This is a genomic window from Vibrio sp. SCSIO 43137 (genome assembly GCF_028201475.1).
Taxonomy (GTDB): domain Bacteria; phylum Pseudomonadota; class Gammaproteobacteria; order Enterobacterales; family Vibrionaceae; genus Vibrio.
The window spans coordinates 2880094-2901067 of record NZ_CP116383.1 but is presented as its reverse complement, the minus strand read 5'-3'; the positions used below and the strand labels follow the sequence as shown (position 1 = coordinate 2901067).

The 20974-nt window shown below is 43.5% G+C and carries 22 protein-coding genes, 1 tRNA gene and 2 pseudogenes; 10 read left to right on the top strand and 15 right to left on the bottom strand.

Annotated features, from left to right (window positions below):
* Positions 1–10: 10 nt before the first annotated feature.
* Positions 11–403, bottom strand: a complete 393-nt coding sequence (locus tag PK654_RS13580) for an NUDIX hydrolase (RefSeq protein WP_271696392.1) — start codon at positions 401–403, stop codon at positions 11–13.
* Positions 404–765: 362 nt separating this feature from the next.
* Between PK654_RS13580 and PK654_RS13575 the strand changes: the two genes are divergently transcribed.
* From PK654_RS13575 to PK654_RS13565, 3 genes are all read left to right on the top strand, one after another.
* Positions 766–1623: a DUF2608 domain-containing protein gene (locus tag PK654_RS13575; RefSeq protein ID WP_271696391.1), complete on the top strand. Its 858-nt coding sequence runs from the start codon at positions 766–768 to the stop codon at positions 1621–1623.
* A 388-nt stretch (positions 1624–2011) separates the two neighbouring features.
* Positions 2012–3379 (top strand): anaerobic C4-dicarboxylate transporter DcuC, encoded by a 1368-nt coding sequence (gene dcuC / locus PK654_RS13570; RefSeq protein ID WP_271696390.1) that lies wholly within the window; start codon positions 2012–2014, stop codon positions 3377–3379.
* A 26-nt stretch (positions 3380–3405) separates the two neighbouring features.
* Positions 3406–4512, top strand: a complete 1107-nt coding sequence (locus PK654_RS13565) for a M20/M25/M40 family metallo-hydrolase (RefSeq protein WP_271696389.1) — start codon at positions 3406–3408, stop codon at positions 4510–4512.
* A 48-nt stretch (positions 4513–4560) separates the two neighbouring features.
* On the opposite strand, the gene PK654_RS13560 is transcribed toward PK654_RS13565, so the two are convergent.
* Together PK654_RS13560 and PK654_RS13555 are read right to left on the bottom strand one after the other, a co-directional pair.
* Positions 4561–4827 (bottom strand): hypothetical protein, encoded by a 267-nt coding sequence (locus PK654_RS13560; RefSeq protein ID WP_271696388.1) that lies wholly within the window; start codon positions 4825–4827, stop codon positions 4561–4563.
* Positions 4828–4983: 156 nt separating this feature from the next.
* A complete protein-coding gene (locus tag PK654_RS13555; protein WP_271696387.1) occupies positions 4984–5526 on the bottom strand; it encodes a sugar O-acetyltransferase in 543 nt (180 codons plus the stop codon).
* Between the two features lie 161 nt (positions 5527–5687).
* Here PK654_RS13555 and PK654_RS13550 point away from each other — a divergent pair, with 161 nt between their 5' ends.
* A complete protein-coding gene (locus PK654_RS13550; protein WP_271696386.1) occupies positions 5688–6452 on the top strand; it encodes a substrate-binding periplasmic protein in 765 nt (254 codons plus the stop codon).
* A gap of 117 nt (positions 6453–6569) precedes the next feature.
* On the opposite strand, the gene PK654_RS13545 is transcribed toward PK654_RS13550, so the two are convergent.
* Positions 6570–7796: a type II toxin-antitoxin system HipA family toxin gene (locus PK654_RS13545; protein WP_271696385.1), complete on the bottom strand. Its 1227-nt coding sequence runs from the start codon at positions 7794–7796 to the stop codon at positions 6570–6572.
* The gene (locus PK654_RS13540; RefSeq protein WP_271696383.1) at positions 7796–8053 is read right to left on the bottom strand and encodes a helix-turn-helix domain-containing protein; all 258 of its coding nucleotides are present in this window, start codon (positions 8051–8053) and stop codon (positions 7796–7798) included. Before PK654_RS13540 ends, PK654_RS13545 begins: the two co-directional genes overlap by 1 nt.
* 213 nt (positions 8054–8266) lie before the next feature.
* Here PK654_RS13540 and PK654_RS13535 point away from each other — a divergent pair, with 213 nt between their 5' ends.
* From PK654_RS13535 to PK654_RS13525, 3 genes are all read left to right on the top strand, one after another.
* Positions 8267–9184 carry a LysR family transcriptional regulator gene (locus PK654_RS13535; protein ID WP_271696382.1) on the top strand — a complete coding sequence of 306 codons (918 nt, stop codon included), beginning with the start codon at positions 8267–8269 and terminating at the stop codon, positions 9182–9184.
* Between the two features lie 462 nt (positions 9185–9646).
* Complete coding sequence (locus tag PK654_RS13530) at positions 9647–9985, top strand: DUF3316 domain-containing protein (RefSeq protein WP_271696381.1); 339 nt, start codon at positions 9647–9649, stop codon at positions 9983–9985.
* A gap of 50 nt (positions 9986–10035) precedes the next feature.
* Positions 10036–10374: a DUF3316 domain-containing protein gene (locus tag PK654_RS13525; protein WP_271696380.1), complete on the top strand. Its 339-nt coding sequence runs from the start codon at positions 10036–10038 to the stop codon at positions 10372–10374.
* Positions 10375–10460: 86 nt separating this feature from the next.
* Here the strand turns inward: PK654_RS13525 and PK654_RS13520 are convergent, their stop codons facing one another.
* The 6 genes and pseudogenes from PK654_RS13520 to PK654_RS13500 all read right to left on the bottom strand — a co-directional run bounded on the left by PK654_RS13520 (position 10461) and on the right by PK654_RS13500 (position 14663).
* Complete coding sequence (locus PK654_RS13520) at positions 10461–11213, bottom strand: substrate-binding periplasmic protein (RefSeq protein WP_271696379.1); 753 nt, start codon at positions 11211–11213, stop codon at positions 10461–10463.
* A gap of 242 nt (positions 11214–11455) precedes the next feature.
* Positions 11456–11581, bottom strand: coding sequence for a diguanylate cyclase domain-containing protein (locus PK654_RS23035; protein WP_443088751.1), 126 nt, complete (start codon positions 11579–11581; stop codon positions 11456–11458).
* A gap of 45 nt (positions 11582–11626) precedes the next feature.
* Positions 11627–11830, bottom strand: a pseudogene (locus tag PK654_RS13515) (IS3 family transposase); the annotation flags it as partial.
* A gap of 12 nt (positions 11831–11842) precedes the next feature.
* The gene (locus PK654_RS13510; RefSeq protein ID WP_271696378.1) at positions 11843–12883 is read right to left on the bottom strand and encodes an IS110 family transposase; all 1041 of its coding nucleotides are present in this window, start codon (positions 12881–12883) and stop codon (positions 11843–11845) included.
* Between the two features lie 191 nt (positions 12884–13074).
* A pseudogene (locus tag PK654_RS13505) lies at positions 13075–14039 on the bottom strand (IS3 family transposase); the annotation flags it as partial.
* Between the two features lie 51 nt (positions 14040–14090).
* On the bottom strand, positions 14091–14663 hold the full coding sequence (locus PK654_RS13500; protein ID WP_271696377.1) for a hypothetical protein: 573 nt from the start codon (positions 14661–14663) through the stop codon (positions 14091–14093).
* Positions 14664–14844: 181 nt separating this feature from the next.
* On the opposite strand from PK654_RS13500, the gene PK654_RS13495 reads away from it, so the two are divergent.
* The 3 genes from PK654_RS13495 to PK654_RS13485 all read left to right on the top strand — a co-directional run bounded on the left by PK654_RS13495 (position 14845) and on the right by PK654_RS13485 (position 16488).
* Complete coding sequence (locus tag PK654_RS13495; protein WP_271696376.1) at positions 14845–15333, top strand: hypothetical protein; 489 nt, start codon at positions 14845–14847, stop codon at positions 15331–15333.
* 36 nt (positions 15334–15369) lie between these two features.
* Positions 15370–15669 (top strand): DUF6506 family protein, encoded by a 300-nt coding sequence (locus tag PK654_RS13490; RefSeq protein ID WP_271696375.1) that lies wholly within the window; start codon positions 15370–15372, stop codon positions 15667–15669.
* Positions 15670–16326: 657 nt separating this feature from the next.
* Positions 16327–16488, top strand: a complete 162-nt coding sequence (locus PK654_RS13485; protein WP_271696374.1) for a hypothetical protein — start codon at positions 16327–16329, stop codon at positions 16486–16488.
* An 18-nt stretch (positions 16489–16506) separates the two neighbouring features.
* Here PK654_RS13485 and PK654_RS13480 read toward each other — a convergent pair.
* The 4 genes from PK654_RS13480 to PK654_RS13465 all read right to left on the bottom strand — a co-directional run bounded on the left by PK654_RS13480 (position 16507) and on the right by PK654_RS13465 (position 20963).
* Positions 16507–16582, bottom strand: a tRNA-Ile gene (locus PK654_RS13480).
* Positions 16583–16733: 151 nt separating this feature from the next.
* Positions 16734–18575: an RNA polymerase sigma factor RpoD gene (gene rpoD, locus PK654_RS13475; RefSeq protein WP_271696373.1), complete on the bottom strand. Its 1842-nt coding sequence runs from the start codon at positions 18573–18575 to the stop codon at positions 16734–16736.
* A 99-nt stretch (positions 18576–18674) separates the two neighbouring features.
* Complete coding sequence (gene dnaG / locus PK654_RS13470) at positions 18675–20420, bottom strand: DNA primase (protein WP_271696372.1); 1746 nt, start codon at positions 20418–20420, stop codon at positions 18675–18677.
* A gap of 99 nt (positions 20421–20519) precedes the next feature.
* Positions 20520–20963 (bottom strand): GatB/YqeY domain-containing protein, encoded by a 444-nt coding sequence (locus PK654_RS13465; protein ID WP_271696371.1) that lies wholly within the window; start codon positions 20961–20963, stop codon positions 20520–20522.
* Positions 20964–20974 lie beyond the last annotated feature (11 nt).

Here is a 20974-nt window from a genome sequence, read left to right as displayed (position 1 = left end):
TTCCACCTTGTTATAAATGATTTTGTAAACGTTGGAACTCTGCTAATGCGACCTTATCGGCTTCAATCGCCAGCGGAGCATTCTGAATAGGGTACCAGTTTACCTCTTCGGCCTCCTGTGCCCGAATGTTTCCCTGCCATTCGCTAACCAGATAATAGTGGATTAGCTGTAACTCGCTGGTGGGATGATAAAGCGAGCAAAGGTATGTGTAGCTGACAGGTTTAATGGTCAGCTCCTCTTCCAGCTCACGGAAAAGCGTTTCCTGCTGAGACTCACCTTTCTCCATATGGCCACCGGGAATATTGATCGCACCGGGATCCGATACTTTATCAGCTGAACGGGTTTCCAGAAGAATGCGATCTTGATCGATAACCAGAAAAGAGACACAGGGATAAACATCCATTTTTGCTGCCTTGGTCTTAATTGGTGAAGTTCTATATTTGCTAAAACTACTATCAGAATCAGTCAAATACCAGCACTATTAAATGCCTACCTTGTTGGAATTACCCCTTTCACTGCTAATAACAAATTTTGTTGATTTATGGTTTGCGTCCCTAATATTCATTACAGAGTTAAAAACTTAACCACAAATCCTGCTCTTATGTGAAGCGGATCAGGTTTATAGGTTAGATCTAAGCCGCTAATTATTGTATCTTTCGAAATGTTATAACATAACATTTTAGTAATGAGGGTTCAGAACAAGTATCTTGATTGTTCTGTTATCCACTAAAACCAGGTTTGCAAAAACTAAACGAAGGTACAGATATGAAGTTAAAAGCGATAGCAGCACTATGTGCACTCTCTTTTGCAGGTAACGCACTTGCTGATGTAGTGGTAGAAGAAACCAATAAGTTTGCAGATGTTGCAAGTAAGGTCAGCGAACTGACTGCGAAAGGTGAAAAGCCTCTGATTGTTATCGATATCGACAACACGCTTCTGACTTCTACTTCAGACCTTGGTGGTGATATCTGGTATCAGTGGCAACGCGGCAAGCTGGATGTTAAGCCGTCTGCTGAAGATAAAGTGGACTGCCTGTTCCAGGACTCAATCGGCCTTCTATATGAACTGGTTCCTCAAAAGCTGATTGAAGAGAAAACCCCGGCAACGGTTAAATCATGGCAGGACAAAGGTCTGACGGTTTTCGCACTAACGTCCCGTTCGCCTAACTACCGTGCCGCTACTGAGCGTGAAATGGTGCGTAACGGTTTCGATATGACGACAACCGCGCTTAAAGAAAAAGGATCTGAAGAGCTTCCTGTTTATAAGGCTAAGCCAAAGAGAGATCTGACTTACATTAACGGCATTATGATGACTACCGGTATGAACAAAGGCACAATGCTTGATTTTGTGCTGGATAAAACGGGTCAGAAGTTCGACAGCATTGTATTTATCGATGACAGTAAGAAAAACGTAGTGAACATGGAAAAAGCATACAAAGACGACAAATCTGTTGATATGACTATCTTCCACTACACTAAAGTTGAGCATGACCGTATTGCTGCTAACGGCGCGGTACTGACTCAGGCTCAGGCTGACAAAATGGCAAGCGACTGGAAAGAACTGAACGTTACTCTGGACAAGATTGCTCCTGCACGTATCGGTGATACTTGCCTTGGTCAATAATTACCAGTGAATAAATTATAAAGTTTGTTGCGTGGTTCTGTTTCATCTTGATCCGACTATGGTGCTGAGGGGCTCCACTGCTTGAGAAAAAATTGCGCCAGAACCATGCAACTTCTACCTGAAGCGACACCAGAAATGGCGTCGCTTTTTTTCTGCCTGCAGAATCATGAATTGGCTTTGTTACATAATTTGGCCCTAAATTTTTCTATAGTGTAAATACCTATTAATTCTTTTGTTGCTGGATGTAGTTACTATTTATCGTTTGTATGGTGGTTAAAACAACTAAAAGTAAGTTTATTGATAGTTTGATGTTCTTCAGGTTTTTGCTGAAATGAATCTAGTAGAGTATTGCGGAATTTAATTTTGAGATACTTAATACTGGTGATTTATGTTGGAACTATTGATCGGGTTAGTGGTGACCGTTGCGGTTGGCTACTTTATTGTTAAAGGCTATCGCGCAGCGGGTGTGTTACTGACTGCAGGGCTTATATTGCTGATTGTAACGGGGCTCATCGGGCATACGGTTCTTCCGGGTAAAGTTGCTCCTACGGGAAGCATCCTTACTGATGCCCTTGAGTTTGTAAAATATATGCTTAAGTATCGCGGCGGCGGTCTGGGCATGCAAATTATGCTGTTGTGTGGCTTTGCGGCTTATATGACACATATCGGTGCTAATAACGTGGTGGTTAAGCAGTTTTCACGTCCACTCTCTTTTGTGAAATCACCTTATATTCTTCTGGTTGCTGCCTATATTGTTGCCTGTCTGATGTCACTGGCTGTGAGCTCTGCAACCGGGTTGGGTGTGCTTCTGATGGCAACACTGTTCCCGATGATGGTTGCTATGGGTATTTCCCGTCCTGCGGCTGTTGCTGTCTGTGCGTCACCGGCAGCGATCATTCTTTCTCCGACTTCCGGTGACGTGGTTATTGCCGCAGAGAAGTCTGGTATCGCACTGGATGTGTTTGCTATTCAGACCGTATTGCCTGTTTCTATCTGCGCCATTATCGTTATGGCGGCGGCGGCTTATTTCTGGAACAAGTATCTGGATCGTAAACACAACACGCCAATGGAAAAAGTGGATATCTCTGAAATCGAAGCCAATGCACCAGCTTTCTATGCTGTGCTGCCGTTTCTGCCGATCTTCGGTGTATTTCTGTTTAATGGCCGCACTATTCCCGGACTAAAACTGGATATCTACACCATTGTGGTTGGCTCTATCTTTATCGGTGCTTTGGTGAACTACGCTGTCCTTAAGTTCGATGGTAAGAAAGCGCTGGAAGATCTGGACTCATGCTATCAGGGGATGGCTGATGCCTTTAAAGGTGTAGTGATGCTGTTGGTGGCTGCGGGTGTGTTTGCACAGGGCCTGATGTCTATTGGTGCTATTGATAACCTGATTGGTCTTGCTGAAATAGCTGGCGCTGGTGGTATGGCATTGATGCTGCTTCTTACGCTGCTAACCGTAGCCGCGGCTATCGCAACGGGTTCAGGTAATGCGCCTTTCTATGCATTTGTAGAGCTGGCTCCTTCGCTGGCGGCTAAGATGGGTCTGAACCCAGCCTTCCTGATCATCCCTATGCTGCAGGCTTCTAACCTTGGCCGTACCGTATCGCCTGTATCCGGCGTGGTTGTGGCTACATCGGGCATGGGTAAAATCAGCCCGTTTGAAGTGGTAAAACGTACTTCTGTACCAGTATTGTGCGGACTTATCACTGTGATTATCGGAACGGTAGTACTGGTTCCTATGTACTCTTAACTTAAACTGAGTCAGGAGAAGTCCGCATGACGACAATTAACCAAGAAAGGCTGCTGGAACACTTTTTTCAACTGGTGCGTACAGACAGCGAGTCAGGCAATGAAAAACAAGTAGCTGAGTTGCTGGCTGAACAGTTGGGAACGTTGGGATTTAGTGTTACTAAGTTATCTGTTCCGGCAGAAGTTTCAGACGGCTTTAATATCTACGCCCGCTTAGAAGGGAAATCTGACGAAAGTGTCCTTCTTAGCTGCCATATGGATACAGTAAAACCAGGCATTGGCATCGAACCCTGGAATGATGATGGTGTGATTCGTTCTAAAGGAGAGACAGTGCTTGGTGGCGATGATAAGTCTGGCATTGCTATTATCTTTGAAGCGCTACGCCAGTTTCAGAGTGCCAATGCAGACCATAAGACCATAGAGATTGCTTTCACCGTTCATGAAGAGGGTGGTTTGTTTGGCTCAAAGCATTTTGATGCCAGCAAAATACAGTCTACGCAAGCTGTGGTTATGGATACCGGTGGTCCGGTGGGAACCATAGTGACGGGCGCTCCCGGTCAGCAGAAGATTACCGCTCATATTAAAGGGCGTGCTGCCCATGCCGGACTGGCACCGGAAGAGGGAGTAAGCGCTATTCAGGTAGCCGCGGATGCCATCTCTAAAATGAAGTTGCTGCGCATCGATCATGAAACCACAGCCAATATCGGTATGGTAAATGGTGGTATGGCAACTAATATTGTAATGCCTGAAGTTACTGTTGTGGCGGAGGCTCGTTCACTTAATAACGATAAGCTGAATGAGCAGGTTGAGCATATGTTGGAGACATTTAATCAGTCGGCTGCTCAGTTTGGAGCTGAAGTAGAATTAGTCTCAACACGTGCCTACGATGCCTTTGTATTGTCTGAACAACACCCTCATGTTGATGCGGTAAAACAGGCCTTTAATAAGGTGGGTATTACGCCGAAAACGAAACAGACGGGTGGTGGCAGCGATGCCAATAACTTTAATCAGATGGGCATTACTACGGTAAATATCTCTACCGGGATGGCGAAAGTGCACACCACAGAGGAGTTTATTGCGGTAAACGATATGGTCAGGGCTACTGAGTTTCTGGTGGAGTTTCTCTCTGCGTAAACATCTTCTATAGAGACAAGGAAAAAGGCTGACTCTGTTCAGCCTTTTCTATTTGTTACGCTTACTTAATAATGCCTGAAGAGCGTTGGTAAAACGGAATAGGTTGCTTCTTCCAGAGTACCATTTCGAATAGCTATTCTTCTGCTCTTTGGCAAATTTCTTGTAGGCCTGCTCGGCGCTATCTGCTTCTATATATCCGCTAATCCGTTCAAAGCCCTGAGCAAGTAACTGCTCTTTTTCCGCTTCGTAGGATGCGCTGTTTAGATCCAGATGAACGGTTGCCTCTTCTTTCTGGAAAAAGTGAAAGCTAGCCATAACCGATTTGTTCCGTTAATAAGAAAGTAATTTAATATAATACCGTTAACGGGAAAGAGTTTGCTATATAAATTTGGTGAACTCGTGCAGCTTAATTAGCATTTGGATCATGATGATCTAAATAGTGATTAAACTGCACAATAATCCCTAAAGTCGCTATTTTTTAATGGATTTGGCCGGATTTCCAGCTACACGATCATAAGGTTTAACATCTTTTGTGACGACTGAGCCAGCACCAACAATCGCCCCTTCAGCAACAGTAATGCCGGGCAGGATAATGGCTCCGCCGCCGATCCAGACTTTATCCTCAATTGTTACAGGCTTAGCAACTTCGTCACCGGCAATACGTTCACCGGCATCCAGTGAGTGGGCGGCAGTATAGATTTGCACTCTTGGGCCAATCATCACATGGTTGCCGATAGTCACTTTTCCGTTATCCAGTATTAGTGCACCGCTATTGATATAGCTGTTTTCACCCAGCGAAAGGTGGCATGCATAACTCATTTCAAGCGGAGGCGCTATATAGCTGCTGTCGGGAACCTGAGCGCCTGTTTGTTTTAGCAGTTCAGCTCTTTTTTTGCTGTCGGCTTCATGGTTAAACTTAAACAGTAGGGTAAAAGCTTGATCTCTGATTTCTGCTAACTCCTGATCAAGGCAGTTGTATGTCTGTCCGTTTCTCATTTTCTTAAGTTCTGACATGGTGGGTTCCCAGTAATTTTAGTGCCGCGATTATAGCGAAAACAGCAAGGCATCGCTTTGTTACGACGCGATATCTGTCGAGGGAGTTGCAGACTTTTCGGGGGTATTTAGCAGAGCCGCTATACTGAACTATAGGCTCCGGTTTCACAAAGCGAGAAAGCATGTTCCGGCATATAGTCTGCTTACTAGCGATATTTTCTTTTAGCTTACCGGCAGCACCAGAAAACTCAAAACAGCAAGCTATAGTGGTTGTTGAACATTGGCCGCCGTGGGAGACAGTGGTTGTTGAAGAGCAAGGTATCGTCACTGACGGTTTAGCCATCGAAATAATAGAAGAACTATTTAGCCGGCTGGGTATGAGGGTTCGCTATCTCGATGCGCCATTTGGACGGGCAATGTATATGATTAGGACCGGGCAGGCCGATCTAATTCCTATGGTGGTAAAAGATGCTGAAAGAGAAGTTCAGATGCTATTTACTGAACCTATTTATAAAGACCGGCTGATGTTTATTTATTCTACCGACAGATTTGACGCTTTTGAGTGGCAAAACTGGCAGGATCTCAAGCCTTTTAAAATAGGACTTACCAGAGGTTACTCCTATGGGGAGCTTGGTAAACGTATTGCAGCCTATGAGATTTCTACTGAAGTGGTTGCCACAGATAAGCAGAATCTTCGTAAGCTAGTCGCCGGACGAATTGATATCTCACCTATCTTCTACGTTAATGCAGTTTCAACCTTTAAAGAAATTGAAGGTTATGAAAAACTAAAGTTTTCCTCCACTCCCATTGAAACCAAAGTGTTTCATTTCGCTATTTCCAGAAAATCTCCTCTTGCCGGAATGTTGAATGAGATTAACCAGCATATTCTCGATATGAAAGCCGACGGTACGTTTAAAAGGATCTTAGGTGATTTGTATGTTGAGTGAGCTATTGAGCTACATCTGAAGGAGTAGGTGTGCAGCAATATAAGCTTTTGGATCGTGATGATCTAATACCTGATATCGCTGTACCTGAGTATTAAGTTTTGCAGTTTGACACGCCAACTACTCGAATTTTCTTTTCTTATCGTGTCGATATGATTTGTTACTGTAAGTTGAAGACATAACCTTTGATATCGATTGCTTGATTGATTCTTTCAGCCCGCTAAAAAGAGTGACTTCTTCAGAGCTATCAAGATAGTTACTGATATCTTCAGCCATCTTATCAATAATCTCGCCAGCATCTCTTATTCTGAAAGTTCTTGACTCTGCAAGCTTGATTAGGTGGTTTTTATCCGGAAATATTTTACTGTTTGCTAACTTCAGAGCCATTTTGTTATCTATGGTGTCGTAGATGATTGTATGGGTGACATCAAAGGGGGGGGAAACGAAAATATTTTGCATGTCAGAGGTATACTGAAGAGCAAAGTTTTTTAGGTGAGCATCTCCATTTCCAATTAAGCAATTGAACACTATGTATTGATACATTTTCCGGACTTCAGTCTGGCTGTTAGTATAAATATGTGTTGCTCTAAGCAGGCTCTCATAGCTGCCATTATATTTTGCATCGGGGTGGTTCGGTTTTTTTAGCAGCGTATTAAAATCTTCATAGCCTAACTTTGTGCTACTAGATTTTTCCTTCTCCACTTTATCAAAACGTTCTACGACAAAGGTTTCTAGGTTTTCAGACAGATAGGTTTTTGGCGGCTTCAGCCCGCAGTGCCTTGCTGCTTCCATGCACACATACTCGTTAACGGTTAGCAATGGAAACTCATCATCAAATGATTTAACGATCAGATCTTTTTGTTCCACTGTGCGTTCAGTTCTTGGAATACTGACCTTTGGCTGAACGCCGGCCAGAGCATTTCGTAGATAGTATTTTTCCAGTAGTTGAGGAAAGAGTGGCTCAGTGCTTTGGTAGGTGAGGATTTCTTCAAGAGAAACTGAGTCGGTTTCGGGCAGGTTCAGAGCACTTTGATATGAGAGCATGCCAATGCTGTGATCTCCCTGAAGTGCCAGAAGATACATATCATTTACCCGTGCATATCGAGCCAGCTTTTCAGAGATAAACCGGCGGTTAAAACCTTCAGGAAGGTTTTGCACAAATATGGGATGCAGCGAACCAGAAGAGTAACCATCAAGGTTATTCTTTGTCATTGTCAGGGATACATGGCGTTCAGTTTGAGTTGGCTGATAGTGGTGTACAGAACCGTGAGTTAAAACGCCCTGCTCCTGCTTATCCGAGTAAACGAAAATTTTATCTATTTTCGAAGGTAGCTGCTCTAATGCCATTACTCATCCTCTCTGAATAGCTCTTCAATTTCATCCCAGTCGGGAAGCTTATGTTTTTTGGTTGAGACCTCAAGTTGCAGGCCAACGGCATCCAAATAGCGTTCAAAGATATCCAAAGAACCAGTAAAGCGGCCATTCTCGATCTCAGAAAGTGTAGTTTTATTTATACCAGTTTGATCCGCCATTTGTTTTTGCGTAAACCCTTGCCCCTTCCGTTGCTTGGCGATCTCTTTTCCTATGGATTCCCGATTTGCCATAACATTCCCAAGTTAGTTATATGGCTAATATTGTAGCTTTATAAACGCAAGTTAGCTATATAGCGAACTAAATGCTCCGTAGCAAATTTGAGGTTTGTGAGGTTAAGCTAAATAAGTGAAGATGCAAACTGATTTAGTAAAGCCTGAAGAGATTGTTACCGGTAAAACTGTTTTATAATTTGCCCTTAGATAGTCGATAAATATGGATAAAGTATGGATCTGGCAACAAGGCTGGAAATGTTATTAGAGGTAGCAGAGCATGGATCGTTTGCTAAAGCAGCTGATGCAAGAGGTATAGATCGATCCGTCCTCTCTAAACAGATCAAGAAGCTTGAGGAGTCACTGGGGCTTAGGTTATTGAATCGTTCTACCCGTTCCCTCTCCCTTACCAATGCTGGCGGAGAGATTGTAAAGCAGGCAGAAAAAGTCCGGATGTTGTTAGATGAGACACGCCAATTGGCGGATACTTTTCACACTGAACCTAAAGGTCATATCCGTGTCTCTGCCTCTACTCAGTTTGGCCGAAATTACCTGCAGAAAGCAGCGGAAATATTTTTAGAAAAGTATCCGAAAGTGACTATTGAACTTTTTCTGGATGACAGAAAAGTGGATATCATTGGTGAGCGTTTTGATCTGGTATTTAGACTGGGACAGCCTGCAGATTCCAACCTGATTGCCAGAAAGTTAGCTGATCACGGCTTGGTACTGCTGGCTTCAGATACATTTATCGCCAAGTATGGATACCCTGCGACACCAGAGCAACTGGCAGAGCTGCCGGCGGTAGTTTATTCAAACGGGGTTTTTACAGCCAATAAAATACAGTTGATACCCAATAGCGATGATGGACGCCCTTATAACCTGACCAAAAAAGAGCGCTATATTTCAAACGAAGCAGAGATACTGCTAAAAGGTGTACGGGCAGGACTGGGGTATGCCGTTGTCAGTCAGTTAATGTTGGACCGAAGTATTGAAGAGTTGGGCTTGGTTAATCTGTTACCCGACTATCATATTGCGTATGAGGGCGGACTTTATGCGTTATACCCGCACCGCAACCAGCCTCCTCTTGTAAAAAACTTTATCGATACAGTGCAAGAAGTCATTGGTACTCCGCCAGTCTGGGAACAGTTCTGAGCAATGTAAATTAATTCTAACCTTTAAAGCCAAAAAATAGGTCGCCTTAGTCTGGCTGCTTACCTTTATTATCTCTTTTCTCCGGGGACGCTTTCCCTTGCCACATTTTCATGACCACCACTCTTTAATGCATTTTTCAATGTAACCGGCTAAGAAATTAAGTCTCTTTCAAACGTTCAGTAAAATTAATTTAGTTTTTTCTTACTTAACATTGGTGATTTTGTGGAATTAAGTGATGGTTGTCACTTTTTTGTATGTGGTTGATTATTGGTTATTTATTTGTTTTCTTCCCGGTACTCTGTGACTTTCACTAAGTTATTGGTGCTGTTTTGGCACTAATGAATGGGTAAAAACACTATTTATTATACGGATGTGCAATATAATAATACATTCCACAGAGCGACGGAGACTTCCGGAAAAACGCTCAAATAAGCCAATAAATTTATGAGAAGGTAAATGATTATGAAAAAACTAATGACTGTTGCTGCCGGCCTGCTACTGACTACTTCTGCTTTCGCGTCTGACGTGACATTACACCGCGATGCAAAAGTGTTCTCGGCTGAATATCAGACAAAAGCTGACGCATTGAATGCTGGTTTCGATATCTCTGATAACTTTGCTTCAATGAATCAGAGCGACCTTAGTAAGGCGCTGCCTCTATTCTCTAATGACTCAGTGAGCGACATTGTTGTTGATCAGACTGAAGTCAAAATTGAAGAGTTTGCCCGCGTACGTGGTGAAGTTAAATATCGTGCCGTTGTAGATGTTGATTACCACTTCAATACAGTTGAAAACGACTAATTATCCTCGGTCTTACAAATTATCTTAAATTAATCAAGAAGGTATATGATATGAAAACGCTAATGACTATTGCTGCTGGTTTACTTGTTTCTACATCTGTTTTTGCGTCTACAGTGGATATTGACAAAAATGAGAAAATTGTAGCGGGTACATACCAAACTAAAGCTATGGCTTATGATGCAGGCTTTGACTTAACGGAATCTTTGCTGGCTATGAATGAGCGTCAGCTAAGCAAGACACTTTCTACATGGTCTTACTCAATGGTAGATGACATTGAGATTAATGACTCAAAAGTTGTTGTAGAAGAATTTGCGGACTCACGTGGTGATATTCAGTATCGCGCCATTGTTGATGTTCACTACCATTTTAGTGCTCACGAAAGCAACTAATCAAAACTGAACAAGCTAAACAAATAAAAAAACTAAGCAAACAAAAACCAAGGGGAAATGGATCTTCCTATGGTTTTTGCTGCTCATTAATATTGGTTCTGCAAAATGCGTTGATACTGGGGTGTCTGAGCTATTTTTTCCAGAGCTTGCTTAAGGTGTTTCACAATGTCGGGTGAGGTGTTTTTATTGGCGACCAGATAAGCCTCGCTGAAAAAATTATCTATAACCTTAACCTGCTGTAAATCTTTGTAATCATAAGCTTTAAGGTCTGGCTCATTGTTGAGTTGGTAGTTCAGGATATGCTCATTAGCAGGAATAATATCGACTCTTTTTCTGAATATTTTATGGATAAGGTTAATAGGGCTATAGCTAGCTTCAAGATTTTCTTCCAACCTAAGCGAACGAAAATAATCCTGTTCTATGTTCTTATTAATAACACCAACTCGGTATTGCTTTAAATCGTCTAGATGGTTGATATTAATGTGGGTGTTTTCCTTTAATGCCCATAAGTGGATCTCAAAGGGAAATAAGGGGGCTACCCAGATATATTTTTTTTCCCGCTCTTTGGTGCGGACCATGGAAAACAGAAATGAATCCGGTGTCTGTTCAAGCTGGTTAACGGCTCTGGCCCAGGGTAAGAGTTTGATTTTTGCTGTATAGGGCGTTTCTTTCAATGCGAGCTTTAAGATTTCAACTGAAATACCACTAACGCAATGGCCGTTATCATTACGACTAAATACCTGAAAAGGGGGACTTTCTTCGGTAAAAAAAGTCAGCTCCTTGGCAAAAAGAAGGGAAGAACTTAGAGCCAGCAATGTCGCTAAAATAATCTTTTTCATAACCTTCATTTAAGGAAGTCTACCTGTGCTATCAATATCCGGCTTGTAGGTAACTAAGAAAAGTTGTATTCAATAAATGCGATATAAACTTGATAAACTAATTAATTTCAAATAGTTAATACAATTAATTTAGAAGCTATTGAGGCTGATGTCTATAAAAATGTGTTTTTAGTGACACACTTTACCTTCCGGCTTATACCGGTTGTTTTGTTATAAGATTAGCGAATGAATCAGTAAATGAATTAAAACGGTAAGCAGGTGATCGTGTTTTTGCCTTCTTCCTTTGATGTGTATAAGGCTTTGTCGGCCCGGACAAAAATATCGTCCGTTTTATCTTGTTCTTTAACTTCGGCAATGCCAATACTGATGGTGCACTTTTCAATAGCAGGAAATGTGTGTTCAGCATGTAGTGGTCAATAAAACCCGGACACTGTTTTAGCTAATTCTTCAGCTTTGGCAGGTGGTAGCCCGTTATTAAATTGATGCGGCCGCTCCCAGTTATAGTAATTCATTAGGAAGTAACCAACATCGCGTTTTGCCTCACTTGGTGAGCGATAACCTGTCGAAGGTATCTACTCTGATTTCAGGCTTCTGAACACTCTCTCCATTGGACTATTGACGCTCCTATGTCAAGCCAATCTCGCTAGATCTTTCAGAATTATAGGAAATAGCTCTCTCGCTATATAACGCTTTAAGTTACGAGTTATTTCTTTGGTTGATAATCCTTCAGCCGTTCTTCGTGAAACATAGTCTTTCGTTCTCGGATCACTTCGCATTCTTACCATGGCTACAGTCCAGAGTGCGTTATTAGCACTTCGACAGCCTCCGCGATTTAGTCTATGACGAGTAGTTTTACCTGATGAAGCAGGAATTGGATTTACACCACATAATGCAGCAAATGACGATTCCTTCTTTAGTCGGTTAGCATTATCTCCAGCAGCAACCAGAAGTGTGGCTGCCACATTTGCGCCGACACCAAATCTTGATACAAGACTCTGGGCCGTGTTCAAAGTTAACTTTTTTAATGCCTTATCAAGTGTTTTTACTTGGTCATTTAGAAAATTCCAGCGTTGGGCCAACAGTGCAAGTGAAATCATCAATGGTTCACTACTATTTGAACATCGGGCCAAGCACGCAATTACGCACGCTCCTGGCTTTGGTAGATAAAGGGACTGCTTTAGCTCGTCAGGGCCTGATACAAGAAGTGCTCGAATTTGATTCATTGCCTGAGTCCTTGCTTTAACAGCACTATTACGAGTCATCAATAGACTTCGCAGTGATTCAACGGGCCCTGAATGGCTTTTAGGAATCACTTTTGCTTCACCAGATAACACGCTTCTGGCGGCATTCTCTGAGTCTATACCATCTGTTTTCCCTTTCAGCCGCCTTTCCATTCGATTTGGCCGCATAACCTCATATACATCAATATCGTTCTTGAGTAGAAATTTTGTCAGTTCAGCGCCATAGCTTCCTGTACCTTCGATACCTGCTTTTTGGAGGAACCCATAAGATTTACACCATGCGAAGAGTTCGCGATAACCTGAAAGATTGGCACTGAATGCTTTACTCTTAACAACTTGCCCAAGCTCATTGATAAGTGTTGCGACATGAAGCTCTAGGTGGGTATCTACACCCAGATACAAACTATAGCGGGGATCATTACTGTTCATTTGAGCCACTCTCCTGTGTGAATCGCTCAGTAGGACTGGACACTGGAGGTGCAATACAAAGCTCCTATTAGGTCACAACTGAGTCGATAGAATTAAACAGACTCTTTGTACGACAGGTCAACACAAAGACATTTCAGTCAATCCCAGCACGGGTCAGTACAAACAGTCTGTATTTAAATTCTAATCCCAGTATCCCAACAGTTTCCGCGACGACTCATGCTCTGATTCATTTGATAACGCCAGAGGCGCTGTCTGAACTTTCGGGCCCCATATTGAGAACCTTGGTCGCTGTGGAACATGACACCCTTAGGTTCACCACGTACTTCGTATGCCATTGTTAAAGCTCTGACAGCCAGTTCTGCATCTGGCCTTGGTGACATAGCCCATCCAATTACTCGACGCTTGTACAAGTCAACCACAACAGCGGCATAGTGCCACGCTGAGCCTGTCCAGATGTAAGTAATATCGCCACACCAGACTTTATTTCGAGCCTTCACATCAAACTGACGGTCGAGAAGGTTCGGGATATCAGGACGCTCTACATTGGCAGTTTTATAAGAGTGCTTACCCGGTTGCCTGCTAATTAACCCTTGTTCTTTCATTAAGTTAGCTACTTTAAAGCGGCCAATCTTAATATCTTCATCCCGAAGCATGGAAACAATGATACGAGTACCAGCAGAACCTCGGCTTTTATCAAATAAGCGTTTTACTCTTGCCCGGAGAATGCGACGTTTAGTTGTTATGGCATGGCGTCGCCTTTTCCGTTCGTAAAAGCTGCTAACACCAACTCCTAACGCTGAACAAACCAATTCTGTAGACTCATGCTCCCTTAACCGGTCTATCAGCGAGTGGATTTCAGGTCGTCGGACATTAAGAGAGCTGTTGTAGCCTTTTTTAGAATCGCCTTTTCTCTTTCAAGACGATTCACTCTGGCTTCAAGCTCTTGGATTCGTTGTTGCTCTGGGGTCATTGCTTTCGAACTCGGAGTGTTTCCTCCTCGTTCAGATTCTAACTGCTGCACCCATTTACGAATGGTGTTTTCGTGCACATCAACAGCTCTTCCTGCTTCTGAACAGCTATACCCTTGGTCAACTACTAAGCTAGCAGCATCATGTTTGAATTCCCGGCTGAAAGACCGACGTTTCTTCGTTGTCATTAAACACCTCATTGTTAAGTGTAATGCTACCACTTAAAACGGTGTTCGGGTTTATTCTGCCACTACATTCAGTATCACTTGTAGTTTTTCGAGAGCGACCTTTTCTGCCTCTGATAGAGGAATAGACTCACATCGTGGATCAGTTTTTTGTAAAGCAACTATCATCTCATCATTAAGCCGGATTGGGTCACAACCATGATCTTTTTCGCAGATCATGTCAAATTGAGGTTTTGCTCTTACATGGCAAGCGAAGCAGTTCCCACCAAATCTGTTTACAACTTCGGCAAACCCGCGAGCTCTAATCTCCGAACCCTCTTTTGATACATCGAGTTCAATGAACTCCCAATCTTTTGTTGCGGGACTAAAACCTTTCTCCCTTTTTACCATGACTTCTGTAGGAACTAATTGAACAACAGAGCCTTCCGGATATACGCCCCCACTTTCTGATAATGCAACTTTACGTGTGGCTTCAATATCACCGTGTAAATTGTCTATAAAAAAGTGTTTCACAGGGGTCATTTCTTGAATACATCGAAAGGTATCACCAGAAATGTTTAGGTTCTCTGCCATAACCGATGTGCTCATCAAAATGCTAAACAAGATCAACAATGCTCTTTTTTTCATAATATTTCTCATTTGTAGTTAGCTTCGCTCTATGACATCACACTCTTTCAGACTAGGAATTAACCAAGATCAAATACACATGTTCGAAACTTGAATAAGTTTTATAAATGCGTGTTACCTATCATTATTTTCCAGTTGGATAATTTAAAGTTTTGTTAAGTAGGAAATTTAAGGAGAAATGATGAGATACAAATACTTTTTTGCAGCATTTTTAGCCTCCACAAGCTGTCTGGCTAGTGATTCAGTAGAAGAACCTAACTTGTTTTGGAATACACAAGATGTGGAGTTTGTTCAACACAATGGGCACGAACTCCTTGTATCTAGTGACAATAATCTCGCCCTTTATACATTCAAAATTGACGATTCCAGTCACAAGTCATCTCCACAATGTACCTCTAAAAAAGATGAATTACCTTTAGGATCATGCCTAGCTCGATGGCCTGCCGCTATTACCACAATCGAACAACTCTCAGAGCTTCATTCTAAAAATTCTCTTTTTGGTGGGGTATACAACTCAGACCTTAAAGCACTTCAACTTACTTACGATTCTTTGCCGCTGTATTATTGGTTTAAAGATAGCGAAAACAACAACTTTACAGGCAATGGAGTCGTCGGCCTTTGGTCTGTAGTAGATAAAAATAACGGGCCGCGACTATTTAATGGATATTAACACTTTACGATTAAGCCTAATTAAAAGGATAAAATAATGAAATTAACTAAATATGCTTTCTTGATGATAGGTGAAGGCTATAAACCGGCTCAACTTTCAACATTAGATTCAGGAGCGTTTTCAACAACGATAATCTGTGTAGAAAACATTGATATGGCATGCGAAGAAGCTAAAAAGCTGATAGAGCAAGGTATTGAACTTATTGAACTATGTGGAGCTTTTAAAGGCGAGATGATTGACGATGTGATAAATGCTGTTGAAGGAAAAATTCCAGTAGGCAATATGGGAATGAGAGAGGTAGAGCGTGATAAGTTTATGAAGTTCATCAGGAGCTAACCTAACGAACCCACCAACCCAACTTAAAATCCTAGATCGCTGGGTCAGTCGCACTAGATTGACCTAGCAATATCCCATCAAGTATCACCCTACCTAGCACTAGAGATACAATCATCACCGCAATTTCGCTGTCGGCGTCGTCGTTCCTGTCCTAGTCCGGTCTTTGGCTGTGATTTTAGGTCTATTGCCGTCGTCGTCGTCGAGGAGTACACGGAGAGATTCTAGCTAGCCAACTCAGTGCTACGGTTCATACTAGACTCGTCCTGAGAACGCCTGTCGCAGTGGTATCTACGATTCCAGTATGAATATCTTCCCCTGATGTTTCCGAAGGTTCTGACGGGTGATACGGCTACCACTAGAGAACCCTATTACTTTGCTTTTGATGGAAGCGACCAGTTACCGTCCTTGGCAACTGGTCTTAATCTAATGCTATCTGTTCCTATCCTGCTAGTTCGATTAGCTTTGGGATCATGGGTGGTCAATATCTCACTGAGCTAGGTATCCATATCTAATTAATATTAATAACTGGACCTAATGGAACGGAATGTTGGTTATATTTTTGTTGGTTCCTGCGGGAAGTTTTTCTGAGGTTTGGTACTGATGTTGAGTGGCATGTTCTGAGCACGATTACGGTTCTGTAGACCAGAGAAGGTTCTGATGGGGTATATCGATGCGTATTGGTGTTTCCTGTCCCGTGGTTACTATCTCAGGAACTTCGGCGGTGCTAATGGATTAGGGCTTACCGGACGTCACTACGGACCGGATATGGACAGGCCAATACGAAAAAAGCCTGACGAGTTTCCTCATCAGGCTTTCTAATTCTTTACCACAAGAAAGTGGTGGCCCCTCGCAGACTTGAACTGCGGACCAATCGATTATGAGTCGACTGCTCTAACCACTGAGCTAAGGGGCCAATGGGGGAGAATTATAGGGGATGTACTCTGTGCTGTCTAGGGACTTAGCAGGGTATTTGCGCTTAGTTTTTATTCACTTAAACCAATTGATACAAAAAAGGTGAGCATTTGCTCACCTTTTAATCATGTCGGCTTTTTTAAAGCTTTTGCTTACTCGTCAAGGAAGCTACGCAGGGTCTCTGAGCGGCTTGGGTGACGTAGTTTACGCAGTGCTTTTGCTTCGATCTGACGGATACGTTCACGGGTTACGTCGAACTGCTTACCAACCTCTTCCAGAGTGTGGTCAGTGTTCATATCGATACCGAAACGCATACGCAGTACTTTTGCTTCACGAGGTGTTAAGCCGGCAAGAACATCTTTAGTTGCTACTTTCAGGCTGCCTGAAGTGGCAGAGTCCAGTGGTAGTTCCAGCGTGGTATCCTCGATAAAGTCACCCAGATGCGAATCTTCGTCGTCACCAATTGGTGTCTCCATAGAGATTGGCTCTTTGGCGATCTTCAGTACTTTACGGATCTTATCTTCTGGCATCTGCATACGCTCTGCCAGCTCTTCCGGTAGTGGTTCACGACCCATCTCCTGAAGCATCTGACGTGAGATACGGTTCAGTTTGTTGATGGTTTCGATCATGTGTACCGGAATACGGATAGTACGTGCTTGGTCAGCAATTGAGCGAGTAATAGCCTGACGGATCCACCATGTCGCATAAGTTGAGAACTTATAACCACGGCGATATTCAAACTTATCTACCGCTTTCATCAGGCCGATATTACCTTCCTGAATCAGGTCAAGGAACTGCAGGCCACGGTTGGTGTATTTCTTAGCGATCGAAATAACCAGACGTAAGTTTGCTTCAACCATCTCTTTCTTGGCGCGGCGTGCTTTCGCTTCACCAATAGACATGCGACGGCTGATGTCTTTAATGCTCTGTACCGGAAGTGATGTCTCTTTCTCGATAGCAGCCAGTTTTTGAATGCTACGGCGGATATCATCTTCGTTACGTTTGATCTTCTCTGCATAAGGTTTGTCAGAGGCCAGTGCTTCATCAAGCCAGGCTTCAGACGATTCGTTACCGGTAAAGGTTTGAACGAAGGTCTTCTTAGGCATTTTGCCGTACTCAACACACTGGCGCATAATCAGACGCTCTTGTGTACGTACGCGATCCATAGAAGTACGCAGCTCATTTACCAGGTAATCAAACTGTTTAGGGATCAGACGGAACTCACGGAACACTTCCAGAAGAGTCTCTTTGGCTTCTGAGGTAGCGGCGCTTTCACGGCCGTGCTCATTGATTGCCAGTTGCATGTTCTGGTAAGAGTTACGAAGCTCGGTAAATTTCTCCAGAGCCAGCTCCGGATCAATACCTGCATCTTCCTCTTCTTCGTCCTCGTCGTCAGCATCTTCATCGTCTTCATCTTCCAGATCCTGCTCGGCAAGTTCTGAACCGATGTGTGTTGCTGTTGGCGCTGCTGAACCGTCGTCATTTGGGTCAACGAAACCGGAAATAAGGTCGGTCAGTCTGAGCTCTTCTGCCTGAACTTTGTCAAACTGCTCAAGAATATAAGAGATTGTGCCCGGGTATTCAGCAACAGAGCATTGAACCTGGTTAATACCGTCTTCAATGCGTTTAGCGATATCGATCTCGCCTTCACGAGTAAGTAGCTCTACGGTACCCATTTCGCGCATATACATACGCACCGGGTCGGTAGTACGACCTATCTCATTTTCTACACTTGATAGTGCAGCAGCGGCAGCTTCAGCTGCGTCTTCATCTGTGATGACATTGTCATCATTTAGTGACATCTCGTCTGCATCTGGTGCAGTTTCAACGACTTTGATGCCCATGTCGTTGATCATTTGAATGATGTCTTCTACCTGCTCGGAATCTACGATTTCTGCTGGCAGGTGGTCATTTACTTCGGCGTAGGTCAGATAGCCTTGTTCCTTGCCTTTTATTACAAGTAACTTTAGCTGTGACTGCGGATTTTGATCCATAGACGATACCCAACTTCAGGTCTGAGTGATGGTGTAAGTATGCGAAACGCAAACCGCCAATTATAACAAATTTTAAACTAACTGACTAATCAATATGGGTTACGCTTTCAAATCAAGCATTAACGCTTGCAGCTCCCGTTTCTCCTCGGTTGATAAACCGATACTTCTTGCTTTAGCCTGCAGGTTTTCTATTTGCTTTTCTACGCACTGGGCAAGAATATTGTCCAGTGAGTCTAAAAATATATCTTCTTGATTGTCATCTTCGAGCGGTATTTCCCAGCTCGCAAGGCGAGATAACAGCGCCTCATTTTGTGTGTCTCGCCAATGCTCGATTAATTGGCCTGTGTTGATATGGGGATAAGTTAGACATTTATCAAGCACATCATGTAATAAACTTAGACCCGGAATTTCAATTTCGCGAACATCTGTTAAATCAGGAACAAATTTACTGTATTCAGGGTTCTGCATTAGCAAGGCTATTACCACCCGCATCGGCGTTTTAGCGATTTTCTTTGGTGCTGATGCATTCTGTTTAACGGCTCTTTTTGCGCTGACTTTATGTTCCAGAAAATTACCCGTGCGCTGCCCCAGCATTTTAAACAGCTGAGCCTGCAAGTGTCCGTCAGGAATCTTTCTGATCAGAGGATCAGCAAGGGCTTCAAGGGCCGCTTTGCCCTCATTACTGCCAACCTGCACTTGTTCCGTCAGGTTACTGAACAGATATTCTGACAGTGGTTTGGCATCTCTGACTTGCTGTTCGAACGCTTCTTTGCCGTGTTTACGGATATAGCTGTCCGGATCTTCGCCGTCCGGAAGGAACAGGAATTTAAGTATGTTGCCGCTTTTCAGGTAACCCAGTGCATTTTCCAAAGCACGCCACGCCGCTTCGCGTCCTGCGCGGTCACCGTCGTAACAGCACACTACGGTACTGGTCTGGCGGAATAGCATCTGCAGATGGTCACCCGTGGTAGAGGTACCCAATGAAGCAACTGAGTAATCAACGCCGTATTGCGCCAGCGCTACCACATCCATATAGCCTTCAACCACCAGTACCTGTTCCGGCTCGCGGTGCGCCTGTAGAACCTCATATAAACCGTAAAGCTCTTTACCTTTATGGAAGATAGGGGTTTCTGGTGAGTTGAGGTATTTAGGGGTACCGTCGCCGATTATACGGCCGCCAAAGCCGATAACGCGTCCGCGACGGTCACGAATAGGGAACATTACCCGGCCGCGGAAACGGTCGTAGCGGTTGCCCTGATCGTTTTCAATCAGCATGCCGGCAGTCACCAGCATCTCCTGCGCCTGATTTTTCTGGCCGAAGTTTTTACGAATGGAGTCCCACTCGTCTGCCACGTAACCTATGCCGAATTTCTTTACTATCTCGCCGGAAAGGCCGCGCTGTTTCAGGTAATCAATCGCGGGTGTACTGGCAGAAACTTTTAACTGTGATGCGTAGAACTGAGAAATGCTGCCCATTAAATCGTACAGGCTGCGTTTTTCTTCGCTGTTGGCTCTCGGTGCGCTGCTGACTTCTCCGCTGCGCTGCTCTCTTGGTACATCCAGCCCTAAGCCGTTGGCCAGCTCTTCAATAGATTCAACAAAATCCAGATTGTCGAACTCCATAACAAAGTCGATGGCGTTACCATGCACACCACATCCAAAGCAGTGATAAAACTGTTTTTCCTGACTGACAGAAAAGGAGGGGGTTTTCTCGTTATGGAACGGGCAACAGGCACTGTAGTTTTTGCCTGCTTTTTTCAGTTTTACTCTGGCATCCACAATATCGACGATATCTACTCTGGCAAGTAGGTCGTCTATAAAATTTCGTGGAATAAGTCCTGCCATAAATCCTGAACTCTGTAATTAAAAAGCGAGTGGAGCGAATACAAACAAGCCGCGCATTCCAAAGGATAGCACGGCTTGCTGAAATTTTTTGAGCTAAGTTTATGCGAGTTTAGCGCGAACTAAACCGCTCACTTTACCCATATCTGCACGCCCTTGAATCTGTGGTTTAAGAACGCCCATTACCTTACCCATGTCTTGCATGCCCGCTGCACCTGAATCAGCAATAGCAGCTTCAATCAGTGCTGTTACTTCTCCGTCGGTCAGTGGTTGAGGCATAAAGTCCTCAAGTACGGCAATTTCAGCTTTCTCAACATCTGCCAGATCTTGGCGATCTGCTTTTTCAAATTGAGCGACAGAATCGCGACGTTGTTTAACCATTTTAGTCAGCACAGCAATAATGTCGTCATCGCTCAGAGTGATCTGCTCGTCAACTTCACGTTGCTTAATGGCTGAAAGGGCTAAACGAATAGTGCCAAGGCGCGGTTTGTCCTTGGCTTTCATCGCTACTTTTTGCTCTTCTTTGAGTTGGTCAATAAGAGCCATAACTAGCTTCC

Excerpts from the sequence above, each read along its gene's own strand:
- PK654_RS13545 (WP_271696385.1), bottom strand. The coding sequence starts at position 7,796 with ATGGCATTAGAGCAGCTACCTTCGAAAATAGATAAAATTTTCGTTTAC.
- PK654_RS13535 (WP_271696382.1), top strand. The coding sequence starts at position 8,267 with ATGGATCTGGCAACAAGGCTGGAAATGTTATTAGAGGTAGCAGAGCAT.
- PK654_RS13575 (WP_271696391.1), top strand. The coding sequence starts at position 766 with ATGAAGTTAAAAGCGATAGCAGCACTATGTGCACTCTCTTTTGCAGGT.
- dnaG (WP_271696372.1), bottom strand. The coding sequence starts at position 20,420 with ATGGCAGGACTTATTCCACGAAATTTTATAGACGACCTACTTGCCAGA.
- PK654_RS13525 (WP_271696380.1), top strand. The coding sequence starts at position 10,036 with ATGAAAACGCTAATGACTATTGCTGCTGGTTTACTTGTTTCTACATCT.
- PK654_RS13520 (WP_271696379.1), bottom strand. The coding sequence starts at position 11,213 with ATGAAAAAGATTATTTTAGCGACATTGCTGGCTCTAAGTTCTTCCCTT.
- PK654_RS13500 (WP_271696377.1), bottom strand. The coding sequence starts at position 14,663 with ATGAAAAAAAGAGCATTGTTGATCTTGTTTAGCATTTTGATGAGCACA.
- PK654_RS13490 (WP_271696375.1), top strand. The coding sequence starts at position 15,370 with ATGAAATTAACTAAATATGCTTTCTTGATGATAGGTGAAGGCTATAAA.
- PK654_RS13530 (WP_271696381.1), top strand. The coding sequence starts at position 9,647 with ATGAAAAAACTAATGACTGTTGCTGCCGGCCTGCTACTGACTACTTCT.
- PK654_RS13540 (WP_271696383.1), bottom strand. The coding sequence starts at position 8,053 with ATGGCAAATCGGGAATCCATAGGAAAAGAGATCGCCAAGCAACGGAAG.
- PK654_RS13555 (WP_271696387.1), bottom strand. The coding sequence starts at position 5,526 with ATGTCAGAACTTAAGAAAATGAGAAACGGACAGACATACAACTGCCTT.
- PK654_RS13550 (WP_271696386.1), top strand. The coding sequence starts at position 5,688 with ATGTTCCGGCATATAGTCTGCTTACTAGCGATATTTTCTTTTAGCTTA.
- PK654_RS13560 (WP_271696388.1), bottom strand. The coding sequence starts at position 4,827 with ATGGCTAGCTTTCACTTTTTCCAGAAAGAAGAGGCAACCGTTCATCTG.
- rpoD (WP_271696373.1), bottom strand. The coding sequence starts at position 18,575 with ATGGATCAAAATCCGCAGTCACAGCTAAAGTTACTTGTAATAAAAGGC.
- PK654_RS13495 (WP_271696376.1), top strand. The coding sequence starts at position 14,845 with ATGAGATACAAATACTTTTTTGCAGCATTTTTAGCCTCCACAAGCTGT.
- PK654_RS13510 (WP_271696378.1), bottom strand. The coding sequence starts at position 12,883 with ATGAACAGTAATGATCCCCGCTATAGTTTGTATCTGGGTGTAGATACC.
- PK654_RS13580 (WP_271696392.1), bottom strand. The coding sequence starts at position 403 with ATGGATGTTTATCCCTGTGTCTCTTTTCTGGTTATCGATCAAGATCGC.
- PK654_RS13465 (WP_271696371.1), bottom strand. The coding sequence starts at position 20,963 with ATGGCTCTTATTGACCAACTCAAAGAAGAGCAAAAAGTAGCGATGAAA.
- PK654_RS13565 (WP_271696389.1), top strand. The coding sequence starts at position 3,406 with ATGACGACAATTAACCAAGAAAGGCTGCTGGAACACTTTTTTCAACTG.
- dcuC (WP_271696390.1), top strand. The coding sequence starts at position 2,012 with ATGTTGGAACTATTGATCGGGTTAGTGGTGACCGTTGCGGTTGGCTAC.
- PK654_RS13485 (WP_271696374.1), top strand. The coding sequence starts at position 16,327 with ATGGGGTATATCGATGCGTATTGGTGTTTCCTGTCCCGTGGTTACTAT.